Origin of the sequence: Streptomyces sp. NBC_00442 (assembly GCF_036014195.1) — a bacterium.
GTDB lineage: Bacteria > Actinomycetota > Actinomycetes > Streptomycetales > Streptomycetaceae > Streptomyces.
The window spans coordinates 4,664,235-4,689,627 of sequence record NZ_CP107918.1 but is presented as its reverse complement, the minus strand read 5'-3'; the positions used below and the strand labels follow the sequence as shown (position 1 = coordinate 4,689,627).

Below are 25,393 nucleotides of genomic sequence, written 5' to 3'. Positions count from 1 at the left end.
TCCGGACGGGATGTGCTCCGGACGGGATGTGCTCCGGACGGACGGGGTCAGGCGGACGCGATCGTGAGGTAGACGGTCGCGAAGTCGGCGATGGCCAGGAGCTCGGCGAGGCATTCGAGCTCGCTGCCCTCCTCGGGTTCGAGCTCGCTGATCGGGGCGTCGTGGCTCAGGGCCAGTTCACGGGCGGCGGGGGCGGCGGAGAGTCCGCCGGCGGGCCGGTCGCGCAGGAGGACGACCCGCGCGTGCAGCCGCTCCGGCTCGTCGACCCGGTCGCGGAAGAAGTCGTCGGGGTCGGCGCCCGCCGCGAGCGAGCCCGCGAGCAGCACGCCGTGGGCGGGCAGCGCCTCGGGGAGTTCGGCGGCGAGCGCCGGGTGACCCGACAACTCGCTGAGCACGGCGGCGAACCGGCGCCCCGCGGGGGCCGCGCCCACGCCCTCGGTCCAGATGAGCGGGAGCGATTCGGCCAGCTCGGAGGCGAGGGTCTTGGCCGGATTGCCGTAGGTCGCGATGGCCGGGCCGCACCGCTCGGCGGTGCGGTCCAGGCGCGCCGCGACCTTCTCGATGATCTCGGGAGGCGCGCTGAGCAGGCCGACCCGGTCGAGCAGCGCGAGCAGCGGGGTGAACAGGGACCACAGGGCACCCGGGCTCGCGGCGGACATCTCCGCCTCGTCGGGCTCGAAGGGGCCCGACGCCATCGGCACGACCAGGCCGTGCACCCCGTCGACGGCCTCGGCGAGCGGGGAGCGCTGCGGGGCGACCGCGACGACGTTGCAGCCCCTGCGGTACGCCTGTTCGGCGAGGAGGGCGAGGCCGGGCTCGGAGCCGTCGGTGGTGGTGATGAGCAACAGGTCGACGGAGCCCGCCCAGCCGGGAAGGGTCCAGCGCAGGGCGCCCGCGGCGGGTGCGACGCCGCTCGATTCCAGGCGGGTGACCGGCGCGGAGGCGCCCGCGAGCGCCGTGATCAGGTCGGCGACGCCGGCCGCGGCGGTGCCGGGGCCCGCGATCAGTACGGAGCGGGGGCGGCCCTCCGGTTTCAGCTCGGCGATGCCCGCCTCCGCCGCGTGCCGGGCCGCGGTACGGACGCGGGCGCCCGCCTCCGCCGCGCCGCGCAACAGCCCTCGGCGGTCCGCCCTCGCGAGGGCTTCCGGTGCATCGAGCAACGACTCGTCGAGCATGGGGGTCGGCCTCCGGCTCTGCAGGGACGGGTTACCGGGACTGGGGCGCGGGATGTACGGGAACTGGGGGCACCGGCACTGGGATTGACCGGAGCCCTGGGGTGACGGGGCCCTGGATTGACCCGAGCCCTGGGGTGACCGGGGCCCTGGATTGACCGGGGCTGAGGGCGCGGGGTCTCGCGGCCCGTTTACGCGGGGCGGCGGGCCTCGTCCACCAGGAGGACCGGGATGCCGTCGCGTACGGGGTAGGCGAGACCGCAGGCCTTGCCGGTGCAGATCAGCTCCGGCTCGTCCGCCGCGGTCTCGTCGGTGAGCGGGGCGTGGCACGCCGGGCAGGCGAGGATCTGGAGGAGGCCGGCTTCGAGCGGCATGAGATTCCCTTCGGCGTGCTGCGTTGTTGTGCGCCAACGGGTGCGCACGAGTGGGGCCAGGTCAGCCTACCGCTGGGGTGGGTGGGGTGCGTGCCTACTGGGGAGGGAGGCCCGCGGACGCCGTTCGGCAGCCGCGGGAGCCCGCCCCGGCGGCCGGGGCGGGCGTCTTCGGTCCCGTACGTACGGGACCGCTGCGGATGCGGCGCCGCGCACGATCGCGCCGAGCCCGCCGCGCATGCACCGGCCGCGGACGATCACGGGGCTCCCGGTCCCGCACCCGTCGGCCGCGCACAACCGCGAGAACCCCGCCCGCGCCGTCGGCCGCGCACAACCGCGAGAACCCCGCCCCGCGCCCGTCAGCTGCGCACGATCGCGAGGACCTCGTCGCGCACCTTGGCCATGGTCACGGCGTCCCGCGCTTCGACGTTGAGGCGGAGCAGGGGCTCGGTGTTGGAGGCGCGCAGGTTGAACCACCAGTCCTGGGCGGTCACGGTCAGCCCGTCGAGCTCGTCCAGGGTGAGACCGGCGTGGCCCTCGTACGCGGCGCGGACCGCGGCCGCACGGGCCGCCTGGTCGTCGACGGTGGAGTTGATCTCGCCCGAGCCGGCGTAGCGGTCGTACTGGGCGACGAGCCCGGAGAGCGTGCCCTCCTGGCCGCCCAGCGCAGCCAGGACGTGGAGCGCGGCGAGCATGCCGGTGTCCGCGTTCCAGAAGTCGGCGAAGTAGTAGTGCGCGGAGTGCTCGCCGCCGAAGATCGCTCCGGTGGCCGCCATCTCCTGCTTGATGAAGGAGTGGCCGACCCGGGTGCGCACGGGGGTGCCCCCGTTCTCGCGGACGACCTCGGGGACGGACCAGGACGTGATCAGGTTGTGGATCACGGTGCCGCCGGGGTGGCGGGCGAGCTCGCGGGCGGCGACCAGGGCCGTGATCGCGGAGGGCGACACGGGCTCGCCCCGCTCGTCGACGACGAAGCAGCGGTCGGCGTCGCCGTCGAAGGCGAGGCCGAGGTCGGCGCCCTCCGCGATGACGCGGGCCTGGAGGTCGACGATGTTCGCCGGGTCGAGCGGGTTGGCCTCGTGGTTGGGGAAGGTGCCGTCGAGCTCGAAGTACATCGGCACCAGGTCGAGGGGCAGGCCGTCGAAGACGGTGGGCACGGTGTGCCCACCCATGCCGTTGCCCGCGTCGACCACGACCTTCAGGGGGCGGATGGCCGAGAGGTCGACGAGGGCCTTGAGATGGGCCGCGTAGTCCGTCAACGTCTCGCGCTCGGTGATCGTGCCCGCCTTCGCCGCGACGGCCGGGGCGCCCTGCTCGGACCATCGCTCGACCAGGGCGCGGATCTCGGCGAGGCCGGTGTCCTGGCCGACCGGGGCGGCGCCCTTGCGGCACATCTTGATGCCGTTGTACTGCGCCGGGTTGTGCGAGGCGGTGAACATCGCGCCCGGCAGGTCGAGCGCGCCGGACGCGTAGTACAGCTGGTCGGTGGAGCACAGGCCGATGAGGGTGACGTCGGCGCCCAGGGCGGCCGCGCCGCGCGCGAAGGCCGTGGAGAGGCCGGGCGACGAGGGCCGCATGTCGTGGCCCACGACGATGGCGTCGGCCTGCGTCACGGTGACGAACGCGGCGCCGAACAGTTCGGCGAGGGACTCGTCCCACTGATCCGGCACCACTCCGCGGACGTCGTACGCCTTCACGATCTGCGACAGATCAGCAGCCACGGCAACCTTCCCTGATGTCGTCGCCGGTGCCCTCCGCGGGGCGCCGGCCGGATTCCCAAACTACCGGTCACCACCAGGGCGCCGAACACAGCTTCGGTGGACTTCCGGAGACCCGGCGGGCACGACCTCGCCAACTCGGCCGCCGCCCCTGTGGGGTTGGAGCAAGGCCGGACCGACGGCCGGGCCACGTTCGGCGCATCGAGGAGTACCGGGATACCGGGATGAGGGGCGTACCGGGATGAGCGGGTACCGCGATGTGCCGAGGTGCGCGAGGGTGTGCCGGGATGAGCGGCTGCTGCGATGGCCGGGATGGCCGGGATGCGTCGTCAGGATTCCGGCGAGCGCAGGACGCGCAGGTGCCCGCGGCGGCCGACCTCGACCGGGTCGGCCGAACGGCCCCCGGCCTCCGCGGCACGCTCCTGGGGGCGGGCCGCTTCCCGTACGGCGTTGGCAAGCGCTTCCAGATCGTCGCCGCTGGGGCGCGCCGGAGCGGAGCCGTCCGTCAGGCGGACGACCTCCCAGCCTCGGGGCGCGGTCAGGCGCTCGCTGTGCTCGGCGCACAGGTCGTAGCAGTGGGGTTCGGCGTAGGTGGCGAGCGGACCGAGGACTGCGGTCGAGTCCGCGTAGACGTACGTCAGCGTCGCGACGGCAGGGCGACCGCACGCGGTGCGCGAACAGCGACGTACAGGGCTCACGACGTTGGACGGTACCTCACTCTTGACCGGGCCGCGACGACTCTCCCCCAGCTCACTCCCCCGTGTCGCGGTGTGAGCTCGGGCACAGGGGCCCGCTGAGCAACTGCGCTGACCTGCAGGGGAACAGGGGGTGGCCGGTGGTGACCGGCCTTCTGGCGGGCGCCACTTGGGAACGATTCGGTCAAAGTAGGTGAAATCTCAGCCTTGGCCGGGCCGGTAACCGCTCTCATGCGGGACCGGAACCGTCATCCCGCGACATGGCGCCTTCCCGGCCGTCACCGCGATCGCAACCTGCCCCGGAGGGCTACGCTGCGTCAGTGATGGACAGCTCCCACTCGGCCGAAGGCACCGGCGTAGGTACTGGCGAAGGCACTGGCGAAGGGACCGGCGAAGCCACTGGTTCCCGCTCGGGCCCCCGGCGCCGCGACCGGCACGGCCGCGGCATGCGCGGACCCGTGGCGCCGCCCCAGGTGCCGCTCTCGGTCAGCAGGGCTGAGACGTTCCGCGATCTCGTGCTCGACTCCGTGGAGCGCCTGGAGCGCCGCTGGCCGCAGCTCCAGGAGGTGGAGTTCCTGGTCACCGACGTGCCGTTCAAGGAGTCTCCCGGCGCGGGGAACGACGACGGGGACTCGGCGGCGTGGAGCGACGAGGCGGTGCCGCTCGGGCGTGCCGTCGCCGCGGGGAAGGACCGGCCCGCCCGGATCCTGGTCTATCGCAGGCCGGTCGAGATCCGTACGAAGAACCGGGACGAGCGGGCCCTGCTCGTCCACGAGGTCGTCGTCGAGCAGGTGGCCGAACTCCTCGGTCTGGCGCCGGAGTCGGTCGACCCGCGGTACGGCCAGGAGTGACCCGGCGCGGCCCCTGTGCCGCTTCCGCCGCGCCGCCCCGCCCTTCTCACCGGCCCTGCTTCCCGCTGCTCCTGCCTGACCCGGCCGCCCGACCCGCCCGCGCTACTTGCCCAGGACCCTGAGGTCCTGGGACGCGGCCGGCACGGCGACCGTGCCCTTGTCGTCGGTCAGCGTCTGCACCGTGAACATCGGAACGCCGTCCTGGGCGATGGCCAGCGTGCGCGAGGCGTAGACCGGGCCGCCGTCCGGATCGGGCTCCACGGTCAGCGCGTACGACCCCTTGAGGCCGGCCGGGGCCGGCGGGTCGACGGCGAGCGTGGTGCCGGCCTTCACCGTGTACGTCTTGGACTGCGGCTCGCCGCCCTCGGTACCCGCGGAGGAGGTGACCTTCACGGTGGCGTCCTTCGCGCCCGGGGCCGTCAGGGCGAGGGTGGACGCCTTGTCGCGGTTGTCGGTGACCGTGGCCCGGGTGCCGACGGGTCCTGCGGCCGGGATGAAGGCGATCTCCTGCTTGTCGCCGGTGCCGCGGACCACGCGGAGCGCAGCGACGACCGGAGTGCCGTCGTCCGCATCTGGTGTGAGGACCAGGGAACCCGCCTCACCTCTCGTGACGTTCTTCAAATCGAAGGACGCCGTCATCCCCGACTTCACGTGCACGGTGTCGAGTTCGGCAGGAGCGAAGCTGCCCCCCTTGCTCGCCAGCTTCACCTTGAGGTCCGCGTCGTCGGCGCCCTTGGCGTGGACGATCAGGCGTACGTCGGTGGCATCGCCCGGGATGCCGGGAAACACCTGGGATGCGGCCGGCTCCGCCGATGCGGGCAGCCAGTCCGCGCCCGCCTTCGCGTCCGTGGCCTGGACCACCGCGCCGACCCGCCCCGCCCGGGTGGTGACGTGCACCGTCAGATCGTCGGCCACCGTGCCGGTCAGAGTGGAGAGGAGAACGGGAACGCTCGACCTGGCGGGGATCGTGATGCCCTCGCCGATGTCGGCCTTGACGGGGCCGTCCTTGCCGAAGAGGTCGATGTCGGCGACGGCCGCGGTGTCGTCCGGGTTGGTCAGGTGGACGTAGTCCTGGCGGTCCTTGGCCGTGGAGGCGCCGGGGAACCAGAAGTCGGCGTCCGGAGCGGTGCAGTTGGTGCCGAGCAGTGCGCGTGCGACCCCGCCGGTGATCTGGGTGGTCTGCTGGGCGGCCCAGCCCGGGGCGAGGAGGCCGTCGGCGGAGCCCGTGAGCGCGGGCGCGTCGGCGCCTGACGCGGTGGCGGCGGCCGGCGTGCCGGGCTCCTTCAGGGCGAGGACCGGCTTGCCGGAAGCGGGCTTGCCGGACGGCTGCTTGCCCTTGCCGTCCTTGCCGGCCTTGCCGGGGTCGGCGGACGGGGTGCCACCGTCGTCGGCCGGTGTCGGCACCGCCGGGGTCAGCACCGCCGTGCCCGGCTTGCCCTGCGAGGCGCCCTGCGCAGCGCCCTTGGGGGTGTACGCCGTGTACGTGGTCTGGGCGAGATCGGAGTTGCTGGGCGCCGGGCACAGCAGGCTGGAGCGTTCGACGGGCAGCCGTGCCGGGGTCTTGGCGCCGGTGTCCGCCGTGCCCGCGGGCGCGGTGAGCGAGGCGAAGCCGGTCAGCGCGGCGAGCGCGACCGCTCCCGCGGCGAGGGAGAGGGTGGTGCGCTTCACTGCTGGCTCCCGTCGGGGCGGTGCGGCTGACGCTCGGGCCGCTCGGGCTGCTCAGGCGGCTCGGTCGGCTCGGTCGGCTCGGTCGGATATCCGTACCCGTACGGGTCGTACGGGCCGTCCTGCGGCTGCTGTTGGGCGTGCGGTTGCTGGTGGGCGTGGGGTTGGTGGAAGGCGTCGTAGGGGGGCCGCGCCTGCCCCTCGCCGAACTGGCCTTCGCTGAACCGCCCGTCACGGTACGGCCCTTCGGCGTACGACCCGTCGGCGTACGGAGCCTCGGCGTGCTGCCCCTCACCGAGGCGGCCGTCACCGTACTGGCCGTCACCGTACTGGCCCTCGCCGTACTGGCCCTCGCCGTACTGCCCCGCGCCGAACTGGCCTTCCGCGCCCGGCACTTGGGCGTGCGGGGCCTCAGGGTAGGGCTGCCCGGGGTAGGGCTGCTCGGGGTACCCCTGGCCGGGGTAGGGGTCCTGCGCGGACTGACCCTCGGGGTACTGGCCCTCCGGGTACCCGCCCTCCGGGTACTGGCTCTCCGGGTACTGCTGGTAGGCGCCGTACTGCTGCTGGTACGGGTCGTACTGCTGCTGCGCCTGCTCGTCGTGCTGCGCGGCGTCGGAGGGGGTGGTGGTGGCGTAGTGCGCCGCGTCCCACTCCCCGTATGCCGGCTGCCGCGGGAGGTCCGCCCGGCCGGGCTGCTCGTCGGCCGGGGTTTCGGGGTCCGCCTCCGCCTGCGCGCGGAGCCTACGGGCCCGGCGGCCTTCGCCCGCGACGGCCTGCGCGGGGACGGGGACGGCCGCCGCCTCGGCCTCGGGCAGGTCGTCGTCGATCTCGCGGCGGCGGCCCGGAAGGGCGAGCACCAGCAGGACGACGGCGAGCGCGGACTGGGTCCAGATCCACAGGGTGTGGACGAAGGGCGCGTCGTAGGTGACGTCGAGCCTGCCCGCGTCGGCGGGGAGTTCGAACCCCTGGGCCCAGCCGTCGACGGTGGTCTTCTTGAGCGTCCTGCCGTCCAGCGTCGCGGTCCAGCCCGGGGCGGCCTCGTCCGCGATGCGCAGGACGCGGCCCGCCGCGCCGGCCGGGACCTTGGTGTGGATGTCGACGGGGTCGGCGGCGACCGGGAGGCTCTCGCCGCCCTTCGCCGGCACGATCACGGCGCGGGCGACCTGGCGGTCCACCCGCCACAGCGCGCTGCCGTCGAGCTGGCTGAGGCGGCTGAGGCCCGGCGTGGAGTCCAGGGTGCGGGCGAACGCGCGGGGGGCGCCGTCACGGACCAGTACGTAGCGCACGGCGAATCCGCTGAGCTGGCTCGACTGGTCGGCGCCGGAGCCGGCGACGAGGTTGGAGACGACCTTGCCGAGCCGGGTGTCGTCGCCGCCGGACGCGGCGAGTTCGGCGTCACCGAGCTGCCCGCCCGAGCCGCGTACCAGCGTGTACGCGACCTTGGCGGGCGAGGTGCCGCCGAGGACGAGGGTGCGGGCCTGGTCGCGGGTGCCGCTCTCCTCGGCGACGAACGCCGGCACCTGCACCGGGTCACGCAGCTCCAGCGGGCCGTCGGCGCCGCCGATCATCCAGTGGGCGGCGGAGTACACGGGGCCGAGCACGGCGGCGAGCGCGATCAGGGCGGCGACCGGCTGGCGCCATCCGAAGCCGTGGCCCGCGACCCGGGTGCGGCCGTACTCGGCGCCGAGCGCGGCCGCGGCGAGCAGCGCGAGCCCGTACACGAGGGTCGCCGGGCCCGCCCAGGCGCTGTGGTTGGACAGGGCCGCGAAGAAGAACCCGGTGAGCGCGACCACCCAGGCGGTGCGGATCGCGAAGGTGCGCTCCGAGCGCAGCAGGGCCGCGAGCGCCGCGCCAACGAACCCGATGAGCACGAGCCCGCCGACCGTCTTGGGGCCGCCGGGCCCGGCGCCGAGCAGGTCGAGCGCGCCGGCCGAGCCGTCCCCGTACTCCAGGCCCGCTTCCTTCAGGAAGCCGGACGGGCCGGTGAGCAGGGTGAGCGACCAGGGCGCGAGCATCAGGAGCGGGGTGCCGACGGCGGCCAGGAAGCGCAGCCCGTACGCCGTGATGTCGGCGCGGCGCAGCGCGAGCACGCCGAGGCCGAGCAGCGCGGCGAGGGGCCACACGACGGGGGTGAACGCCATGGCGACGGTCAGGAGCAGCGCGTACGTCCAGGTGGCACGCCAGCTGCCGCGGGCCCCGTCGCCGCGGAACCCGGCGGCGGACGCCCCGGCCCGCGCGATCAGCGGCAGCAGGACCGCGAGGACGGCGGTGCCGACCCGGCCGGCGGCGAGCGCGCCGGTGACGGCGGGCAGGAAGGCGTAGGCGATGGCCACCCAGGAGCGCAGCTGGCGCGATGCGATGAGGGGGCGGGCGGCGAAGTAGGCGGTGAGCCCCGCCAGCGGGACCGAGCAGACGAGCAGCAGCGTCAGTGCGGAGCCGGTGGAGCCGAAGCAGAGCGCGGACAGCACGGCGATGATCGCGAGGTAGGGCGGCGCGGTCTGGGTGCCGCCTACGCCGATGGGGTGCCAGGCGTCCGCGTAGCGGCCCCACAGGTCGCCGATGTGGTCGGGCGCGGGCAGCAGGGCGCCGCCCATGAGCGAGCCGGAGCCGAGCAGGTTGCGGCAGGCGACCAGCGAGACGACGAGCAGGAGGGCGAAGAGGACCGGAGCGGGTTTGCGCGCGACCTTCTTGAGGCGGGCGAACTGCTCGATCTCCAGGAAGTCGGCGTCGTCGCCGCCGGGTCCCGACTCGACGGCGCCGTGCCGGGAGCCGCCGGTGTCCTCGGTGCCCGCGCCGAGGCTCGCGGCGACCGATTCGACGGTGGCGCGGATGGTGGCGCCGGGCGGCGGGAAGAGCGGACGCAGCTCGCTCGCCTCGATGCCGCTCTTGCCTCGCTTCTTGCGTCCGGCGAGGATCCGGCCGGGCCTCAGCAGGGTGCCGAAGAGGCCCATGACTTCGTCGACGGCCTGGCCCGGCACCTTGCCCACGAGGTAGGCGACGGTGCGCAGCAGGGTGCCGATCACGATGCGCAGCACCACGTAAGGGAGCAGCGCGGGACGCGAGTTGACGAGCATGGTGTAGACGGCGCCGGCCTTGTCGACCCGGTGGGGGTTGACGACGGAACGTCCCGCGCAGTCGACGGTGCGGCGTTCGCGGGCGGCCGCCTCGGCGTGGCGGACCGTGGCGTCGGGGGCGACGAGGACGGTGTGACCGGCGGCGTGGGCGCGCCAGCACAGGTCGACGTCGTCGCGCATCAGGGGCAGTCTGCGGTCGAAGCCGCCGAGTTCGTCCCACACGTCGCGGCGGATGAGCATGCCCGCCGACGACACCGACAGGACGGGCCTGACCTGGTCGTGCTGGCCCTGGTCCTGTTCGCGCCGGTCGAGGCCGGTCCAGCGGCGTCCGCTGTGGGCGATGGAGACGCCGACTTCGAGGAGCTGTTTGCGGTCGTACCAGCCGCGGAGTTTGGGCCCCACGATCGCGGCGTGCGCGTTGGAGTCGGCGACGCGGAGCAGTTCGGCGAGCGCGCCGGCGTCGGGCGCGCTGTCGTCGTGGAGCAGCCAGAGCCACTGCACGGGCTCGCCGTGCGGGAGTTCGGGCAGGTCGTAGCTGTCGTCGCGCCAGCTGCGCGAGACCGGGTCCCAGCCGCTCGGGCGCTTGAGGTAGGTCAGTTCCTCGGGGCCGAGCACGGGCGCCGTGCGGGCGGCCTCCTCGACGGCGGCGCCGAAGCCGGTGCGGCGGGCGAGGTGCAGGACACGGTCGGCGCCGAGCGCCTCGGTGACCAGGCGCGCGGAGTCGTCGGCGCTGCCGGTGTCGGCGGCGTACGCGTTCTGTACGGGGCGTTCCTGGCCCAGGAGGCCGGACAGGACGTCGGGGAGCCAGCGTGCGCCGTCGTGCGAGACGACGACGGCGGTGACGACGTGCCGGGGGAACTCGGGTGTCGCGGCCGCCTCGTACGGGGCCGTCGACTGGCTGTGCACGGACATCGAGGTACGGGCCCCTCCGCCCCGGAAGGCTGCTGTGCGAACTGCGGTCGGCGCGGCCGGTGGTGCGAGACGGGCTCTGACGTGACCGGAGTGCCGTGGACAGCGCCCCACACTAACGGCTGCCACACAGACGGTCCGCCGCCCGCGGACGGGGCGCGGGCGGCGGACCGTTGGTTGTGTACGGAGTTGGGCGGTTTGAGCGCCCACCGGCCGCCGGGGGTCGGGCGACGGCCTCGTCGAACACGAACGGCGAACGTCCGCGGGCTCGAACGCCTGCCTCCAGGGCACGAACGCCCGCGTCAACGGAACGGGCCAGAGCGCCTGCCTCCAGGGGCTCGAACGCCTGCCTCTACGGAACGGGCTCGAATGCCTGCGTCTTGGGCTCGAACGGGGGGTCCGCGCAGACTCGGAGGGTGAGCCCTCCCGCGGGCTCCAGCGGCAGGCCCGGCTCTCCGCTCGGGCCCGTCTTCGCGCTCCAGATGGCCTCTAGATGGCCGCCTTCTTCAAACGGCGGCGCTCACGCTCGGAGAGGCCGCCCCAGATGCCGAACCGCTCGTCGTTGGCGAGTGCGTACTCAAGGCATTCGGAACGGACTTCGCAGGCGAGACAGACCTTCTTGGCCTCTCTGGTGGAGCCGCCCTTCTCGGGGAAGAAGGACTCGGGGTCGGTCTGGGCGCAGAGGGCCCGCTCCTGCCAGCCGAGCTCCTCTTCGGCCTCGTCGACCAGCAGTTCCTGAAACAGCTCGGTCATGTGCGCCCCTCGTCTGTCTTTGCTGCCCCGTGATGTTGCCGTTACCGAATCCGGCCGAACGACACGAGTGAAATTACAAGTGCGTGGATCCGGGCCAGTCAAGCCGAGATCTGCTATTGGGCCCCGTATTCACTCTGCGGAACCAAGGCTATGCGGAAAGTGTTCAAATCGCCAAAAAGCTGACACATGCCACTGGCTCACGCCACCGCCTCTCCGCACAGATCCACTCGACTCCCGCTCGACTGTGATCACGGTCCGATCACAGAGGAGGACGAGACGAATATGGATCTTGTTGCGCCCGTACCCAGAAAGCGGCCCGGATCACATTCAGATCACGAGAAGGCAGCGGTGTTTGATTGCACACCTGCTGCGCCACATCTCCCTCCCCGCGACTGCACAAACCTTTCTCCGGCCCCAGTAACCGGATAAGGTGAAACATTGCCGCCAAATCGGTCATTGGGTTGACAACACCCCCACCGGTTCGGTCTCCTGGATCGCATGTCAGTGACCGCAGCGCACCGAGCGCCCCACATCCGTGGGTTCCGCAGCGCTGTCCAGGCGCGCTGCTGCTGTTCCAGCTGTTGATCCCGCACCGCTTGCCTCACGTGCGATCCAGCTTCTCCCCCCGCCTCCCCTGAGACGCCACGCGTCCGGGCGGCCGCCGTCTCCGCCTCCGCGAGACCCCCCACCTGCGACACCCCAGCACTCCCGCCGAGGAACCCCCGCACCATGAACAGCAGCCACAGCGACCTGCAGATCGCCGGCGACATCCTGGAGGTCCAGCACCTCCTGCAGCCCGCCCGCGAGCACCCGGTCACCGTCGCCGAATTCGCCGGCCTGGCCCGCTCCATCGCCGCCGACCGCTCCCAGTGGGCCCCTCTCGTCCAGTACGACGCGGCCTCCCGCTGGTACCACCGGCTGCGCACGGGGCCCGGCTACGAGGTCTGGCTGCTGTCCTGGGTCCCCGGTCAGGGCAGCGGCGTCCACGACCACGGCGCGTCCTCGGGCGTACTGACCGTCCTGAGCGGCGCGTTGACCGAGCGCACCGAGCGCGGGTCGCGCACCCTGGCCGCCGGGTCCACGCGGGTCTTCGCGCCGGGCTATGTGCACGAGGTCGCCAACGACTCCCTCGAACCGGCCGTCAGCCTGCACGTCTACTATCCGGGCCTCACCGACATGCCGATGCACCCGAGCCAGTCTGCCCCGGCGGCCCAGGATGCCGTCCCCGCCTGACGGCCCCCCACCACCACCCCCTCAACAGACAGGCTTCGCCTGACAGCCCCACCCGTCGCCCCCCACCACCCCTCAACAGACAGGCTTCGCCTGACAGCCCCACCCGTCGCCCCCCACCACCCCTCAACAGACAGGCTTCGCCTGACAGACTGTCTGCATGCGCATTGTGGTTCTGGCAGGCGGCATCGGTGGTGCCCGCTTCCTCCGTGGTCTCAAGTCCGCCGCCCCCGACGCGGACATCACCGTCATCGGCAACACCGGTGACGACATCCATCTGTTCGGCCTCAAGGTCTGCCCCGACCTCGACACCGTGATGTACACCCTGGGCGGCGGGATCAACGAGGAGCAGGGCTGGGGGCGCACCGACGAGACCTTCAAGGTCAAGGAGGAGCTCGCGGCGTACGGGGTGGGGCCCGAGTGGTTCGGGCTCGGCGACCGCGACTTCGCCACCCACATCGTCCGTACGCAGATGCTCGGCGCGGGCTACCCGCTGAGCGCCGTCACCGAGGCGCTGTGCGCTCGCTGGCAGCCCGGCGTCCGCCTCATCCCGATGTCCGACGACCGCATCGAGACCCACGTGGCCGTGGACGTGGACGGCGAACGCAAGGCGATCCACTTCCAGGAGTACTGGGTGAGGCTGCGCGCCTCCGTGGACGCGCAGGCCGTGGTCCCGGTCGGCGCCGAGCAGGCCAAGCCCGCGCCGGGCGTCCTCGAAGCCATCGCCACGGCCGACGTCATCCTCTTCCCGCCGTCCAACCCGGTCGTCTCGGTCGGCACCATCCTGGCCGTGCCCGGCATCCGCGAGGCGATCGCCGAGGCGGGCGTGCCGGTGGTCGGCCTCTCCCCCATCGTCGGCGACGCCCCGGTGCGTGGCATGGCCGACAAGGTGCTCGCGGCGGTCGGCGTGGAGTCCACGGCGGCGGCGGTCGCCGAGCACTACGGCTCGGGGCTGCTCGACGGCTGGCTCGTCGACACCGTGGACGCGGGCTCGACGGCCCGCGTCGAGGAGGCGGGCATCCGCTGTCGTGCGGTGCCGTTGATGATGACCGACCTGGAGACGACGGCCGCGATGGCCCGCGAGGCCCTCACGCTCGCGGAGGAGGTCCGCGCGTGAGCCCCGCTTCCTTCCGGGTGTGGGCGCTGCCGGGCCTGCCCGAGGTGCAGGCGGGCGACGACCTCGCCAAGCTGATCGCCGCCGCCGAGCCGGGCCTCGCCGACGGCGACATCCTGCTCGTCACCTCGAAGATCGTCTCCAAGGCGGAGGGCCGGATCACCGAGGCCACCGACCGCGAGGCGGCCATCGACGCCGAGACGGTACGGGTGGTCGCGCGGCGCGGCGCCCTGCGCATCGTCGAGAACCGGCAGGGCCTGGTGATGGCGGCGGCCGGCGTGGACGCCTCCAACACCCCGGCCGGCACCGTCCTGTTGCTGCCCGAGGATCCGGACACCTCGGCGGCCGCGATCCGCGCCGGGCTGCGTGACGCGCTCGGCGTCGAGGTCGGCGTCATCGTCACGGACACCTTCGGGCGGCCGTGGCGCAACGGCCTCACCGATGTGGCGATCGGCGCCAGTGGCGTACGCGTCCTCGACGACCTGCGCGGCGGCACCGACGCGCACGGCAACCCGCTGAGCGCCACGGTGATCTCGCTCGCCGACGAACTGGCCGCCGCCGGTGACCTCGTGAAGGGCAAGGCGGGCGGCCTTCCGGTCGCCGTGGTCCGCGGCCTCGCGCACCTCGCGGGCGAGGGTTCGGCCCGCGAGATGGTCCGCTCGGCCGTCGACGACATGTTCCGTCTCGGCACCTCCGAGGCGGTACGGGAGGCGGTCACCCAGCGGCGTACGGTACGGGCCTTCACGGGCGAGCCGGTCGACCCCGGAGCGGTGCGGCGCGCGGTGGCGGCAGCGGTGACCGCGCCGGCCCCGCACCACACGACGCCCTGGCGGTTCGTGCTGCTCGAATCGGCGGAGTCCCGCACCCGGCTGCTCGACGCGATGCGGGACGCGTGGATCGCGGACCTGCGCCGCGACGGCAAGTCCGAGGAGTCGATCGCCAAGCGGGTCGCCCGGGGCGAAGTCCTGCGCGCCGCACCGTACTTGGTGGTGCCCTGCCTGGTGATGGACGGCTCGCACAGCTATGGGGACGCCCGCCGCGACGGTGCCGAGCGCGAGATGTTCGTCGTCGCGATGGGCGCGGGCGTACAGAACTTCCTGGTGGCCCTCGCGGGCGAGCGGCTCGGCTCGGCGTGGGTGTCCTCGACGATGTTCTGCCGCGATGTCGTACGCGATGTCCTCGGGCTGCCCGCCGGCTGGGACCCGATGGGCGCGGTGGCCGTCGGGCACGCGGCACAGCCGCCGCGGGAGCGGCCGGGGCGCGAGGCGTCGGCGTTCATCGAGGTGCGCTGAGCGGGACTTGCCCCAACTCCCTTACAGCACAGCGATGTTGTTCGGCTGGAAGCGCGGGGCCCGGCGCGGCGGGGTGCGTCCGCTGAGCAGGATCAGGCGGACGGCCCGGTGGCGCTGGCCCGCGTACGGTTCGAGCAGGGCCAGCATCTCGGCGTCGTCGGCGTGGCGGTTGCCGGCGAGGGCATGGCCGATGATGCCGGGCAGGTGAAGGTCGCCGACCGTCACCAAGTCGGGTGCGCCGATGGCCCGTTGGAGGGTTTCGGCGGCCGTCCAGGGGCCGATGCCGGAGATGAGCCGAAGCCGCTCGGCGGCCTGCGTCTGCTCCATCGCGGCGGCCTCCTCCATGCGGCGGGCCACGCGCACCGCGCGCATGACGGTGTCCGAACGCTTGGAGTCGACGCCCGCGCGGTGCCACTCCCAGGACGGGATCATCGCCCACCGCCTGGCGTCGGGCATGACGTACATGCCCTCGGGGGCGGCGCCCGGCGCGGGCTCGCCGAATCCGCGCACCAGGAGCCGCCAGGCACGGTACGCCTCCGTCGCGGTGACCTTCTGCTCCAGGACGGACGGGATCAGGGACTCCAGGACCAGGCCGGTACGGGTCAGGCGCAGGCCGGGGTGTCTGCGGTGGGTCTCGGCAACGAGGCGGTGGCGGGGCTCGAACGCCTCCGGATCGTCCAACTCCCCCAGCATCGCCGGGAGTTGGTCGAGCATCCACTCCGCGCCCTCGCCCCAGGCCTCGGCGTGCGCGGTGTCCTTGGTGGCGGTCAGGCGAAGGGTGGCGGGGCCGGCGGGGGTGCGGGAGGTGCGCCACACCGCGCCGTCGGGGGTGGTGCGGTAGGTGGGGTCACCGGGGCCGCGCCTGAGGGGGCCGAGAGTGAGGGCGAGGTCGAGCGGCCCCTTGGTGGCGGCCCACACGCGTGTCCGCCCGGCCGGGCGGGGTGCGGGGGCGCTCGCGCGTCGGGGGTGGCCGGGGGTGGGTGTGCGGGGGCTGAATCGTCCTGCCACGGGTGGGATCCTCGGGGGTGGGCTGTCCTTCGAGGGTACGGGTTCCTCGCCCCGCCCCGCCCCTCCCCGAGACCCTCCGGGGGTGAGAGTGGCCCGAGATCCGTGTCCTGGGGCTCCGCCCCAGACCCCGTTCGCGCCTAAAGGGCGCTCGTCCTCAAACTCCCCCAAGGCCTTAAGGGCCAGGGGGGACCCCCATGACGGGCTGAAGATGCCCATGCTGCCCCGCACCGAGCAGCTAAGGGCCACGGAGCTGCAACATCGCGCGGCTCCGGGTGCCCTACAGGGGCGCGGGGAACTGCGCGACCAGCCGTCCACGGCCCGCACCCGAAAGCGGGTTTTTGGGGGCGCGGGGAACTGCGCGAGCAACCACGCACGGTCCGCACACGAAAGCGGGTCAGGGGCGCGGGGCTGTGACATTGCGCGGCTCCGCCGCGGCGGACACGAACCATCGGTGCCGAGCCCCGTAAAGGGGCGCGGGACTGTGACATTGCACGGCTCCGCCGCGGCGGACACGAACCATCGGTGCCGAGCCCCGTTAAGGGGCGCGGGGAACGGCGCGGGCAACCACGCACGGTCCGCAGGCAGGTGCGAAGGAACGACCCACCCGCCCGGGGTCGAAAGGCAGCCCCTACTGGTCCGAGGAGAAGCGGACCGCCCCCGCCGGCAGGGCGGCGCCGCACCACACCCGTACCCCCGAGCGGAGCTCGTTGTCCGGGCCCACGTGGGCCCCGTCACCCACCACCGCGCCGTCCAGGATCGTCCGCGCGCCGATTCGCGCACCCGCCCCCACCAGCGAATCCGTGACCACCGCCCCCGCCTCGACGACCGCACCGGCCAGAATCGCGCTGCCCACGACGCGCGCGCCCGCGCCCACCACCGCACCGTCCCCCACCACCGTGCCGCCCGTCAGCTTCGCGTCGGGTGCGACCGTCGCCGTCGGCAGGACCAGGCGGTCGCCGCAGCGGCCGGGGACCGCGGGGGAAGGGGCCCGGCCCAGGACCAGGTCGGCCGAGCCGCGGACGAAGGCCGCCGGGGTGCCGAGGTCGAGCCAGTACGTCGAGTCGACCATGCCCTGGAGGTGGGCGCCGCGCGCCAGCAGGCCGGGGAAGGTCTCGCGTTCCACCGACACCGGCCGGCCCGCGGGGATGCCGTCGATGACCGAGCGCCGGAACACGTACGCGCCCGCGTTGATCTGGTCGGTGACGATCTCCTCCGGCGTCTGGGGCTTCTCCAGGAACGCCGTGACCCGCCCCGTCGCGTCCGTCGGCACGAGCCCGAACGCCCTCGGGTCGTCGACCCGGGTGAGGTGCAGGGAGACGTCCGCGCCGGACGAGCGGTGGGTGTCCACCAGCGCCCTGATGTCCAGGCCCGTCAGGATGTCCCCGTTGAAGATCAGGACCGGGTCGTCGGGCCCCGAGCGGAGCCGCGACGCCACGTTGCGGATCGCGCCGCCCGTGCCGAGCGGCTCGTCCTCGGTGACGTACTCGATGCTGAGACCGAGCGCGGAGCCGTCCCCGAAGTACGGCTCGAACACCTCGGCCAGGTAGGACGTGGCGAGCACGATGTGGTCGACGCCGGCCGCCTGGGCACGGGCCAGCTGGTGGGTGAGGAAGGGGACGCCCGCCGCCGGCACCATCGGCTTGGGCGTGTGCACCGTGAGCGGGCGCAGTCTCGTGCCCTTGCCACCGACCAGGAGGATCGCTTCAGTCACCTGTCGTCTCTGCTTCCTGCTGGGGCCGGCCTTCGGATTCCGTCGCGTGTTCGACGGATCTCCCGGCCGGCCAGTTTATGCAGACCCCCCGAGCGCCTCCGCCGCCGGTCAGCGCCGGCCCTGGTAGTGGGCCGCGGTGACCCGGGCGGTGCCGAGCCTGCTGTACAGGCGCGCCCCCGGGCAATCGGTGGCGAACCCGTCGCGGTGACCGGCGATGGCGTTGAACCTGACGCTGCGCCCCTTCTTGTAGCGGTTGCCGCCGCCGGAGACGAGCGTGCTCTTGCCGGCCGGGTTCAGTCCGTACAGACCGAGCTTCCAGGCCGCGAGCTGCTCGACGGCCTTGAGGGCGGCGGCCGACGGGTTCGTCTTGTTGTAGGTGCCGAGGACCGCGATGCCCGTGCTGTCCGTGTTGAACCCGAGGGTGTGCGCCCCGAGCACCGCCTTGGTCACGCCCCCGGCCCGGCCCTCGTAGATGTTTCCGCACTTGTCGACCGCGAAGTTGTAGCCGATGTCACGCCAGCCGCTGCTCTTGACGTGGAAGCGGTAGATGCTGCGCAGGACGGAGGCCGACTGCGCGCAGCTGTATCCGTTGCCGGACGCGGTGTGGTGGACGAAGGCGACTTTGACCTTCTTGGTGTAGACGAAACCGCGCTCGCGCAGTCGCTCGTCGGCGCCCCACCCCTTGCGGGTGATGATGCGAGGCCTCGGTCCGACGTAGGGGCGGGCCATGCCGGCGGAGCCGGACATGGAGGAGTCGGACTCGGACGCGCCGGCCACGTCGGCCGCCTCGGCCTGGGTGGCGGCCTCGTCGAGGGCGGGCAGCACGTCGGGGGTCTCCGCGGCTCGGGTGCTCTCGCCCGCGTCCCGCTCGGCGGGTCCCGCGCCCGGGTCGACGAGGTCCAGGCGCAGCCCCTCGGGGAGCGGTGCGGCCTCCTGGCCCTCCCCGGCCGGCTCGGCGTCCACCCGCGCCTCGACGGCGTCGGAGTCGCCGACCCACAGGGGTGCGGTGGAACCGTGCAGGGGGCGCGCCGCCTCGGGGGTTCCCGGGTCGGCTCCGTGATCGTGGTTGTGGGTCTCCAGGTCCTGCCAGGCGGACCAGGTGCCGGTGGCGCGGGCCCTGGAGCGGACCTGGACGCTGCCGCGCAGTTCGTCGTCGGCGTTGTCCCAGACGACGCCGACCAGCGAGAACGGCCGTACCTCCCGCACCGCCAGGCCCTCTTGGGAGGCGCCGCCCGCCGACCGGGTCGCGCCGGGCAGCGGCGCGAGCGGCAGCGACTGGGTGGATCCGGCGGGTTCCGCGGCGGCGGCCGGGACCGCGGCGGGCACGGTGGCCGCGAGGGGCAGGGCGAGGGCCGCGACAGCGGCGACGCCGATCGAAGACGCAAGGAAGCTACGCATGGTGACGATCGTGGACATAGCGGTTCATATCTGTCCAACGCTGAACTGACGGTCCGTCGGCCAACCGGTGTACGCACCCGGCCCACCGGTGCCGGTGCCACCCGGGCGCGCCCCGTAGCCTTGCCCGCGTGAACGCCAGCGACCGCACCCCTGCCGACCTGCTGCGATCCGCGCTCGCCGCGGACCCGGGCCGCCCCCTCATCACCTTCTACGACGACGCCACCGGCGAACGCGTCGAACTCTCCGTCGCCACCTTCGCCAATTGGGTGGCCAAGACCGCCAATCTGCTCCAGGGCGATCTAAACGCCGAGCCCGGCGACCGGCTCGCACTGCTGCTCCCCGCGCACTGGCAGAGCGCCGTGTGGCTGATGGCCTGCCACTCGGTGGGCGTGGCCGTGGAGATCGGCGGCGATCCGGCCGCCGCCGACCTCGTGGTCAGCGGCCCCGACACCCTGGAGGAGGCTCTCGCCTGCACCGGCGAGCGAGTGGCTCTCGCACTGCGTCCGCTCGGCGGTCGCTTCCCGCAGCCCCCGGCCGGCTTCGCGGACTACGCCGTCGAGGTGCCGAGCCAGGGCGACCGGTTCGCGCCCTACGCACCCGTCGACCCCGACGCCCCCGCGCTCGCGGTCGGCGGCCTCGACGTGAGCGCGGCCGAACTCGTCGCCCGCGCCCGCGCGGAGGCGACGACGCTCGGCCTCGCGCCGGGCGCACGCCTGCTCTCGGGCCTCGCGTACGACAGCTGGCACGGCCTGGCGAGCGGCCTCTACGCCCCGCTCGCCGCCGGCGGCTCGGTCGTCCTGTGCCGCAACCTGGACCAACTGGCCGACGGCGGGCTGGAGAAGCGGGCCGAGAGCGAGCGGGTCACACACCGCTCGCTGTGACCGTCCCGCCGGTCACCCGGCATTGATCTCCACCCTTGTGGCCCACGCGGGGGCCCGGCTCCCGGGCTCCGGCGGCGCCCCCGGTACATGATCGACCGTACGCACAACCATGCGCGCGATTCGGCCGTCTACCGGGGTGCCCCGGCGGCGCAGCGTGCCGCCGACCCCGTGATGGCCCGCGAGGCCCGTGAGGATGGACGCCGACGTGACCGACAGTGCTGGCACGCCTCCCGAACCGGAGCGCCCGGCCGGGGACGACACCGGCGAGACCGACGCGGCCGACGAGACCAACGCGACCGAGGCGACCGAGGCGAAGCCCAAGGCCGAGCCCAAGGCCGAGGGCGATGAGACCCCGCCCGCGGAGCCCGACTCCCCGGCCCGAGCGACCGACGCGACCGACGCGGACAGCGCGACCGAAACCGACAGTACGGGCGGCGCCGACGACCCGGCCGGCATCGGCGTCGAAGAGGCGGACGAGGCCGCCACCCCCAACCGCAGGCGGCATTGGCTGCGTTGGACCGCGCTCGGGGTGTCCGTCGTCGTGCTCGCGGCGGCCGGGACCGGCTGGTGGTTCTACCGCAAGCTCGACGGCAACATCCGCACCGACACCTCCGCCGCGCAGGAGCTCGACAAGTACGCGCGCGACCGGCCGGACCCGATCGTGCGCGGCGCCGAGAACGTGCTGCTCATCGGCTCGGACTCGCGTGCGGGCAGCAACTCCTCGTACGGCAGGGACGACGGCGGCAGTCAGCGCTCCGACACCACGATCCTGCTGCACCTGGCCGCCGACCGGCTCAGCGCCACCGCCGTCTCGCTGCCGCGCGACCTGATGGCGGACCTCCCGGCGTGCGGGGAGCAGGACGGCACCACGTCCAAGGCCCAGTTCGCCCAGTTCAACTCGGCGTTCGAGATCGGCGGCGCGGCCTGCACGATCCGTACGGTCGAGAAGATGACCGGGGTGCGGATCGACCACCACATGGTCGTCGACTTCAGCGGGTTCAAGGACATGGTCGACGCGGTGGACGGCGTCGAGGTCTGCCTCAAGGAACCGGTCGAGGACCGGCAGGCGCACCTCAAGCTCCCCGCGGGCCGTCACCTCCTGCGCGGGGAGCAGGCCCTCGGCTTCGTACGGTCCCGGCACGGCTTCGGGGACGGCAGCGACACCCAACGCATGGACCGCCAGCAGCAGTTCCTCGGCTCGCTGATGAAGAAGGTGCAGAGCAACGGGGTGCTGCTCAATCCGGCCCGCCTGGTGCCGGTCCTGGACGCGGCGACCCGGTCCCTCACCACGGACGCCGGCCTGGACAGCCTCAAGGAGCTGTACGACCTGGTGAGTTCGATGCGCGACATTCCCACCGAGAACATCCGTTTCCTTACGGTCCCGCGCCAGCCGTACGCATACGACCGCAACCGGGACGAACTGGTCCAGCCGGACGCGGACCGGCTCTTCACCCGGCTGCGGCAGGACCAGCCGATCAAGGTGGCGCCGGCCGCGGACGTGGCGAAGTCCAAGGAGGGCGGCAAGGACGGGACCGGCGGGGATGACAAGCCCGACGATCCGGACCCTTCGCCCAGCGCGTCGTCGACCCCCGTCTACCCGGGGACGAACGCGGCCTCGGGCGTGTGCGCCTAGGCGCCACCGAGGGGTGAGCGACCTGTGAATTCCGCGTGACCGTCGGCGAATTGGTGTCAAATGCCCGGTTGTAAAGGGCGTGGAATGTGTCACGGCCGTCGCTCTTGGCCGAACTGGCCAGATAGTGTGACGCGATCCGGTGCGACCGGCCGCGGGCCGCGCACCGCAGGATCGAATGATTGAGCGCTTTGGGGGAAGCGACTCGGCACCGACGGAGGACAGAAGCAACCGTGGATGCGCAGAGCCGTGGACGGGCCGATGATGTCGACCCCGCAGACCAGTGGGTCCTCAACCCGGATACCGGCACTTACGAACTGCGACTGAGCCCCTCCGGACCGCAGTCGCCCCCCGGCCCCGGCCGGTCCTCCACACGCCGCGCGACGGATTCCGATGCCGAGCCGTCGGGGCGGTCCGGCCGTCGCGAAGTGCCAGGTCAGCGCAATCGCCGGGCCGGCAAGGCCCCTTCGGGCAAGACCCCGTCCGACAAGGCCCCTTCCGGGGAGTCCCCCGACGCGCAGGGCCGTCGCAAGCGCAAGCCGAAGGCGACCCGCAAGAAGAAGGTCCTGCTGTGGACCGGCGGCGTGATGGGATTCGTCCTCGTCGTCGGCTCGGGCGGCGCCTACTGGCTCTACCAGCACTTCAACGGCAACATCAGCACCGTCGACGTGGGCGACGCGGGCAGCAAGAGCTCGGTGCCCGACGGGGCGTTCAACATCCTCGTCATCGGCACCGACAAGCGGACCGGCAAGGGCAACGAGGGGTACGGCGACGCGGGCAGCGAGGGCCACGCCGACACCAACATCCTCTTCCACGTCTCGGCGGACCGGACCAACGCGACCGCGCTGTCCATCCCGCGCGACATGATCACCGACATCCCCGCCTGCCCGACCAAGCAGAAGGACGGCACCACCAAGACGGTGCCGGGCGAGAGCCGCGTACGGTTCAACACGAGCCTCGGTCAGGAGGGCCGCGACCCGGGCTGCACCATGCGTACGGTCAAGAAGCTCACCGGGCTCACCGTCGACCACTTCATGATGGCCGACTTCAACGCCGTCAAGGAGCTCTCCACGGCCGTCGGCGGCGTCAAGATCTGTCTCGCCAAGGCGGTCAACGACCCCAAGTCCCATCTGAAGCTCCCGGCCGGTGAGAGCGTCGTCAAGGGCGAGCAGGCCCTCGCGTTCGTACGCACCCGGCACAGCTTCGGCAACGAGAGCGACCTCGACCGGATCAAGCAGCAGCAGCAGTTCATCGGCTCGATGATCCGGCAGATGAAGTCGGACGACACCCTGGGCAGCCCGACCAAGCTCTACGGGCTCGCGGACGCGGCGACCAAGGCGCTCACCGTCGACTCGGGGATAGGAAGTATCAAGAAGCTGACCGACCTCGCCCAGGTCCTCGGCAAGATCGACGCCAAGAACATCACCTTCACCACGCTGCCCGTCATGGACAACCCGGCCGAGGGCAAGAACCACATCACGGTGGTGCCGGATCCGTCGAAGGCCGAGCCGCTGTTCGCGATGATGCGCGCCGACACCTCGCTCACCGAGGTGAAGAAGAAGGAGGCGCAGTCCAAGAGCGCGGCCGCCGCCGAGGAGGCCGCCCGGCTCAACGGCCCGCGCGCCAAGAACTCCGACGTACGGGTCACCGTGCTCAACGGCGGCGCGCTGGCGGGCTCCGCCAGCTCGATGCTCACCTGGCTCCAGAACCAGCAGGGCGTACTCAAGTCGAGCAACGGCGCGAACGCACCGCAGAAGGTGCCCGCCACCGTCCTCGCGTACGCGCCGAACCAGGCCGACCAGGCCCGCAAGCTCGCGGATCTGCTCGGCCTGCCCGCCGCGGCCCTGAAGCCGGGCACGAAGGACGCCGTGGGGAAGGAGCCGATGGTGCTGACCCTCGGGCCCGACTTCAAGGAGGCGGGAACACCCATCGGCCCCCCGGCCAAGGCACCGGAGGGCATCCAGAAGGTCGAAGCCGACAAGTCGGTGTGCGCGAAATAGCGAACTGGCGAAGTAGCGAAGTAGCGAAGTAGCGAAGTAGCAGACTCATGGCCCGTCCGGGCCTCAGGGGGAGTCTGAACAACAGGGGGGTATCGGGGTGGGGAAGAACAGCGTGCGCGGGGAGGGGACGCACGGCCGTGTCGAGCACGCGGGCGAACTCGGCTGGGACGAGAGCCTGTACGAGAACGACGCGTCCGGCACGTCCAACGCGTCCAACGCGTCCAACGCGTCCGGCAGTACCGCGACGGACGAGAATCCGGGCGTGCCCGGCCTGTCCGGCGCGCCCGGGAAGTCCGGCGGTGCGGGGGGAACCGGCGGACCGGGGGAATCCGGCCGGGGGCGCCGGGGCAGGGGCGGGCGGCGCAGACGGGGTACACGCACGTACCGCATACTGAAATGGACCGCGATCACGCTCGCGGTCCTCATGGTCGGCACGGCCGGCGCCGGCTACCTGTACTACCAGCACCTCAACAACAACATCCGCAAGGGCGATCGCAGCGCCGGCGGCAGCGACGCCAAGAAGGCCGCGCCGAACGCCGCGGGCCAGACCCCGCTGAACATCCTCCTGATCGGCTCCGACAGCCGGAACACCGACGCCAACGTCGCGCTCGGCGGCGCCAGGGAGAACCGCGGCAGCGCTCCGCACGCGGACGTGCAGATGCTGCTCCACGTCTCCGCCGACCGCAAGAACGCCTCGGTCGTGAGCATCCCGCGCGACACCCGGGTGAACATCCCCGAGTGCAAGGACCCCGACACGAACAAGGTCAACGCGCCCACCAACAACCTCATCAACGAGGCGCTCGGGCGCGGCGGCGCGGGCTGTGTCCTGGACACCTGGGAGAAGCTCACCGGCATCTACATCGACCACTGGATGATGGTCGACTTCGCCGGTGTCGTCGCGATATCGGACGCGGTGGGCGGCGCCGACGTCTGCGTGAAGCAGAACATCGACGACCATCCGACCACGCTCCAGCCGGGCGGCTCGCACCTCCACATGACCGCGGGCAAACACACCGTCAAGGGCGAGCAGGCCCTCCAGTGGCTGCGCACCCGGCACGCCTTCGGCAGCGACATCGCCCGCTCCGAGGCACAGCACATGTACATGAACTCGGTGATCCGCAACCTCAAGGACCAGAACGCGTTCACCGACACGGGCCGTCTCATGGACATCGCCGAGACGGCCACCAAGTCGCTCCAGGTGTCCTCGGAGCTCGGCACCGTCAAGAAGCTGTTCGACCTGGGCATGGAGCTCAAGGACATCCCCATGGACCGCATCAACATGCTGACCATGCCGCGGCTGCCCGACCCCAAGGACCCGGACGCCCACGTGGTGCCGGACACCGCCAGGGCGGACGCGCTGTGGGCGATGCTGCGCGACGACAAGCCGCTGGACGGCAAGGACGACGGCAAGCCCGCGGCGTCGCCCTCCAGCAGCCCCGGCCCGGCCGCCGGCGCCCCCGCCTCGCTCGCGGTGACCGTGGTCAACGGCACCGGCACCGGCGGCCGTATCGCGGCCAAGGGCCGGGCCACCGAAGTGGTCACCGCCCTCAAGGCGAAGGGCTTCGCCCAGGCCGTGACGGGCTCCAGCGACCCGGCCGCCGCCAGCGAGGTCGACTACCCCAAGGGCGCGGGCGCGCAGGGCAAGGCGGACGCCGAGTCGGTCGCCACCGCCCTCGGTCTGCCCATCAGCGCGGTCAAGGCGTCCGACGTCAAGGCCCTGACCCTGGTGGTCGGCGGCGACTGGCGCACCGGCGCGAGCTACCCCAAGAAGGACCCCAAGGCCTCCGACCCGCTCAAGGACACCGAGACGGTCAACGGAGCCGACAAGGGCGTCTGCATGGAGGTGTACGCGCCCTACCGCTTCTAGCTCGCGGACGGACGAGACGGGGCGTACGCGACAGGGGGCGCCCGGTGCTGCACG

The 25,393-nt window shown here is 72.7% G+C and carries 18 protein-coding genes; 8 read left to right on the top strand and 10 right to left on the bottom strand.

Annotated elements, in window-relative coordinates:
- Positions 1-47 precede the first annotated feature (47 nt).
- The 4 genes from OG432_RS20975 to OG432_RS20960 form a co-directional block, all read right to left on the bottom strand.
- The gene (locus OG432_RS20975; RefSeq protein ID WP_328312494.1) at positions 48-1,175 is read right to left on the bottom strand and encodes an SIS domain-containing protein; all 1,128 of its coding nucleotides are present in this window, start codon (positions 1,173-1,175) and stop codon (positions 48-50) included.
- A gap of 188 nt (positions 1,176-1,363) precedes the next feature.
- Positions 1,364-1,546 (bottom strand): Trm112 family protein, encoded by a 183-nt coding sequence (locus tag OG432_RS20970; RefSeq protein WP_328312493.1) that lies wholly within the window; start codon positions 1,544-1,546, stop codon positions 1,364-1,366.
- Between the two features lie 356 nt (positions 1,547-1,902).
- Positions 1,903-3,264 carry a phosphomannomutase/phosphoglucomutase gene (locus tag OG432_RS20965; protein WP_328312492.1) on the bottom strand — a complete coding sequence of 454 codons (1,362 nt, stop codon included), beginning with the start codon at positions 3,262-3,264 and terminating at the stop codon, positions 1,903-1,905.
- Positions 3,265-3,590: 326 nt separating this feature from the next.
- The gene (locus OG432_RS20960) at positions 3,591-4,010 is read right to left on the bottom strand and encodes a DUF3499 domain-containing protein (protein ID WP_328315182.1); all 420 of its coding nucleotides are present in this window, start codon (positions 4,008-4,010) and stop codon (positions 3,591-3,593) included.
- Between the two features lie 206 nt (positions 4,011-4,216).
- Between OG432_RS20960 and OG432_RS20955 the strand changes: the two genes are divergently transcribed.
- Complete coding sequence (locus OG432_RS20955; RefSeq protein ID WP_328312491.1) at positions 4,217-4,807, top strand: metallopeptidase family protein; 591 nt, start codon at positions 4,217-4,219, stop codon at positions 4,805-4,807.
- Positions 4,808-4,909: 102 nt separating this feature from the next.
- Here the strand turns inward: OG432_RS20955 and OG432_RS20950 are convergent, their stop codons facing one another.
- The 3 genes from OG432_RS20950 to OG432_RS20940 form a co-directional block, all read right to left on the bottom strand.
- Positions 4,910-6,475, bottom strand: coding sequence for a DUF5719 family protein (locus OG432_RS20950; RefSeq protein WP_328312490.1), 1,566 nt, complete (start codon positions 6,473-6,475; stop codon positions 4,910-4,912).
- A complete protein-coding gene (locus OG432_RS20945) occupies positions 6,472-10,458 on the bottom strand; it encodes a glycosyltransferase family 2 protein (RefSeq protein ID WP_328312489.1) in 3,987 nt (1,328 codons plus the stop codon). Before OG432_RS20945 ends, OG432_RS20950 begins: the two co-directional genes overlap by 4 nt.
- A gap of 486 nt (positions 10,459-10,944) precedes the next feature.
- Positions 10,945-11,208: a WhiB family transcriptional regulator gene (locus OG432_RS20940; protein ID WP_267052898.1), complete on the bottom strand. Its 264-nt coding sequence runs from the start codon at positions 11,206-11,208 to the stop codon at positions 10,945-10,947.
- A 729-nt stretch (positions 11,209-11,937) separates the two neighbouring features.
- Between OG432_RS20940 and OG432_RS20935 the strand changes: the two genes are divergently transcribed.
- From OG432_RS20935 to OG432_RS20925, 3 genes are all read left to right on the top strand, one after another.
- On the top strand, positions 11,938-12,441 hold the full coding sequence (locus tag OG432_RS20935) for a cysteine dioxygenase (protein WP_328312488.1): 504 nt from the start codon (positions 11,938-11,940) through the stop codon (positions 12,439-12,441).
- A gap of 157 nt (positions 12,442-12,598) precedes the next feature.
- Complete coding sequence (gene cofD, locus OG432_RS20930; RefSeq protein ID WP_328312487.1) at positions 12,599-13,555, top strand: 2-phospho-L-lactate transferase; 957 nt, start codon at positions 12,599-12,601, stop codon at positions 13,553-13,555.
- Positions 13,552-14,844, top strand: a complete 1,293-nt coding sequence (locus OG432_RS20925) for a coenzyme F420-0:L-glutamate ligase (RefSeq protein WP_328312486.1) — start codon at positions 13,552-13,554, stop codon at positions 14,842-14,844. The genes cofD and OG432_RS20925 overlap by 4 nt, the downstream gene beginning before the upstream one ends.
- Positions 14,845-14,865: 21 nt before the next feature.
- Here the strand turns inward: OG432_RS20925 and OG432_RS20920 are convergent, their stop codons facing one another.
- The 3 genes from OG432_RS20920 to OG432_RS20910 all read right to left on the bottom strand — a co-directional run bounded on the left by OG432_RS20920 (position 14,866) and on the right by OG432_RS20910 (position 18,961).
- Entirely contained in the window at positions 14,866-15,852 is a 987-nt protein-coding gene (locus OG432_RS20920) for a DNA-3-methyladenine glycosylase family protein (protein ID WP_328312485.1), read from the bottom strand.
- Between the two features lie 628 nt (positions 15,853-16,480).
- Positions 16,481-17,563 carry an NDP-sugar synthase gene (locus OG432_RS20915; RefSeq protein ID WP_328312484.1) on the bottom strand — a complete coding sequence of 361 codons (1,083 nt, stop codon included), beginning with the start codon at positions 17,561-17,563 and terminating at the stop codon, positions 16,481-16,483.
- A gap of 108 nt (positions 17,564-17,671) precedes the next feature.
- Positions 17,672-18,961, bottom strand: coding sequence for a peptidoglycan recognition protein family protein (locus tag OG432_RS20910; RefSeq protein ID WP_328312483.1), 1,290 nt, complete (start codon positions 18,959-18,961; stop codon positions 17,672-17,674).
- 128 nt (positions 18,962-19,089) lie between these two features.
- Here OG432_RS20910 and OG432_RS20905 point away from each other — a divergent pair, with 128 nt between their 5' ends.
- The 4 genes from OG432_RS20905 (at position 19,090) to OG432_RS20890 (ending at position 25,339) form a co-directional block, all read left to right on the top strand.
- The gene (locus OG432_RS20905; protein WP_328312482.1) at positions 19,090-19,842 is read left to right on the top strand and encodes a TIGR03089 family protein; all 753 of its coding nucleotides are present in this window, start codon (positions 19,090-19,092) and stop codon (positions 19,840-19,842) included.
- Positions 19,843-20,035: 193 nt separating this feature from the next.
- Positions 20,036-21,475: an LCP family glycopolymer transferase gene (locus tag OG432_RS20900; RefSeq protein WP_328312481.1), complete on the top strand. Its 1,440-nt coding sequence runs from the start codon at positions 20,036-20,038 to the stop codon at positions 21,473-21,475.
- A 230-nt stretch (positions 21,476-21,705) separates the two neighbouring features.
- Positions 21,706-23,472, top strand: coding sequence for an LCP family protein (locus OG432_RS20895; protein ID WP_328312480.1), 1,767 nt, complete (start codon positions 21,706-21,708; stop codon positions 23,470-23,472).
- Between the two features lie 97 nt (positions 23,473-23,569).
- On the top strand, positions 23,570-25,339 hold the full coding sequence (locus tag OG432_RS20890) for an LCP family protein (RefSeq protein ID WP_328312479.1): 1,770 nt from the start codon (positions 23,570-23,572) through the stop codon (positions 25,337-25,339).
- Positions 25,340-25,393 lie beyond the last annotated feature (54 nt).

Coding starts and splice junctions, on each gene's coding strand:
- cofD (WP_328312487.1), top strand. CDS start 12,599: ATGCGCATTGTGGTTCTGGCAGGCGGCATCGGTGGTGCCCGCTTCCTC.
- OG432_RS20935 (WP_328312488.1), top strand. CDS start 11,938: ATGAACAGCAGCCACAGCGACCTGCAGATCGCCGGCGACATCCTGGAG.
- OG432_RS20910 (WP_328312483.1), bottom strand. CDS start 18,961: ATGCGTAGCTTCCTTGCGTCTTCGATCGGCGTCGCCGCTGTCGCGGCC.
- OG432_RS20940 (WP_267052898.1), bottom strand. CDS start 11,208: ATGACCGAGCTGTTTCAGGAACTGCTGGTCGACGAGGCCGAAGAGGAG.
- OG432_RS20945 (WP_328312489.1), bottom strand. CDS start 10,458: ATGTCCGTGCACAGCCAGTCGACGGCCCCGTACGAGGCGGCCGCGACA.
- OG432_RS20975 (WP_328312494.1), bottom strand. CDS start 1,175: ATGCTCGACGAGTCGTTGCTCGATGCACCGGAAGCCCTCGCGAGGGCG.
- OG432_RS20970 (WP_328312493.1), bottom strand. CDS start 1,546: ATGCCGCTCGAAGCCGGCCTCCTCCAGATCCTCGCCTGCCCGGCGTGC.
- OG432_RS20955 (WP_328312491.1), top strand. CDS start 4,217: ATGGCGCCTTCCCGGCCGTCACCGCGATCGCAACCTGCCCCGGAGGGC.
- OG432_RS20900 (WP_328312481.1), top strand. CDS start 20,036: ATGGACGCCGACGTGACCGACAGTGCTGGCACGCCTCCCGAACCGGAG.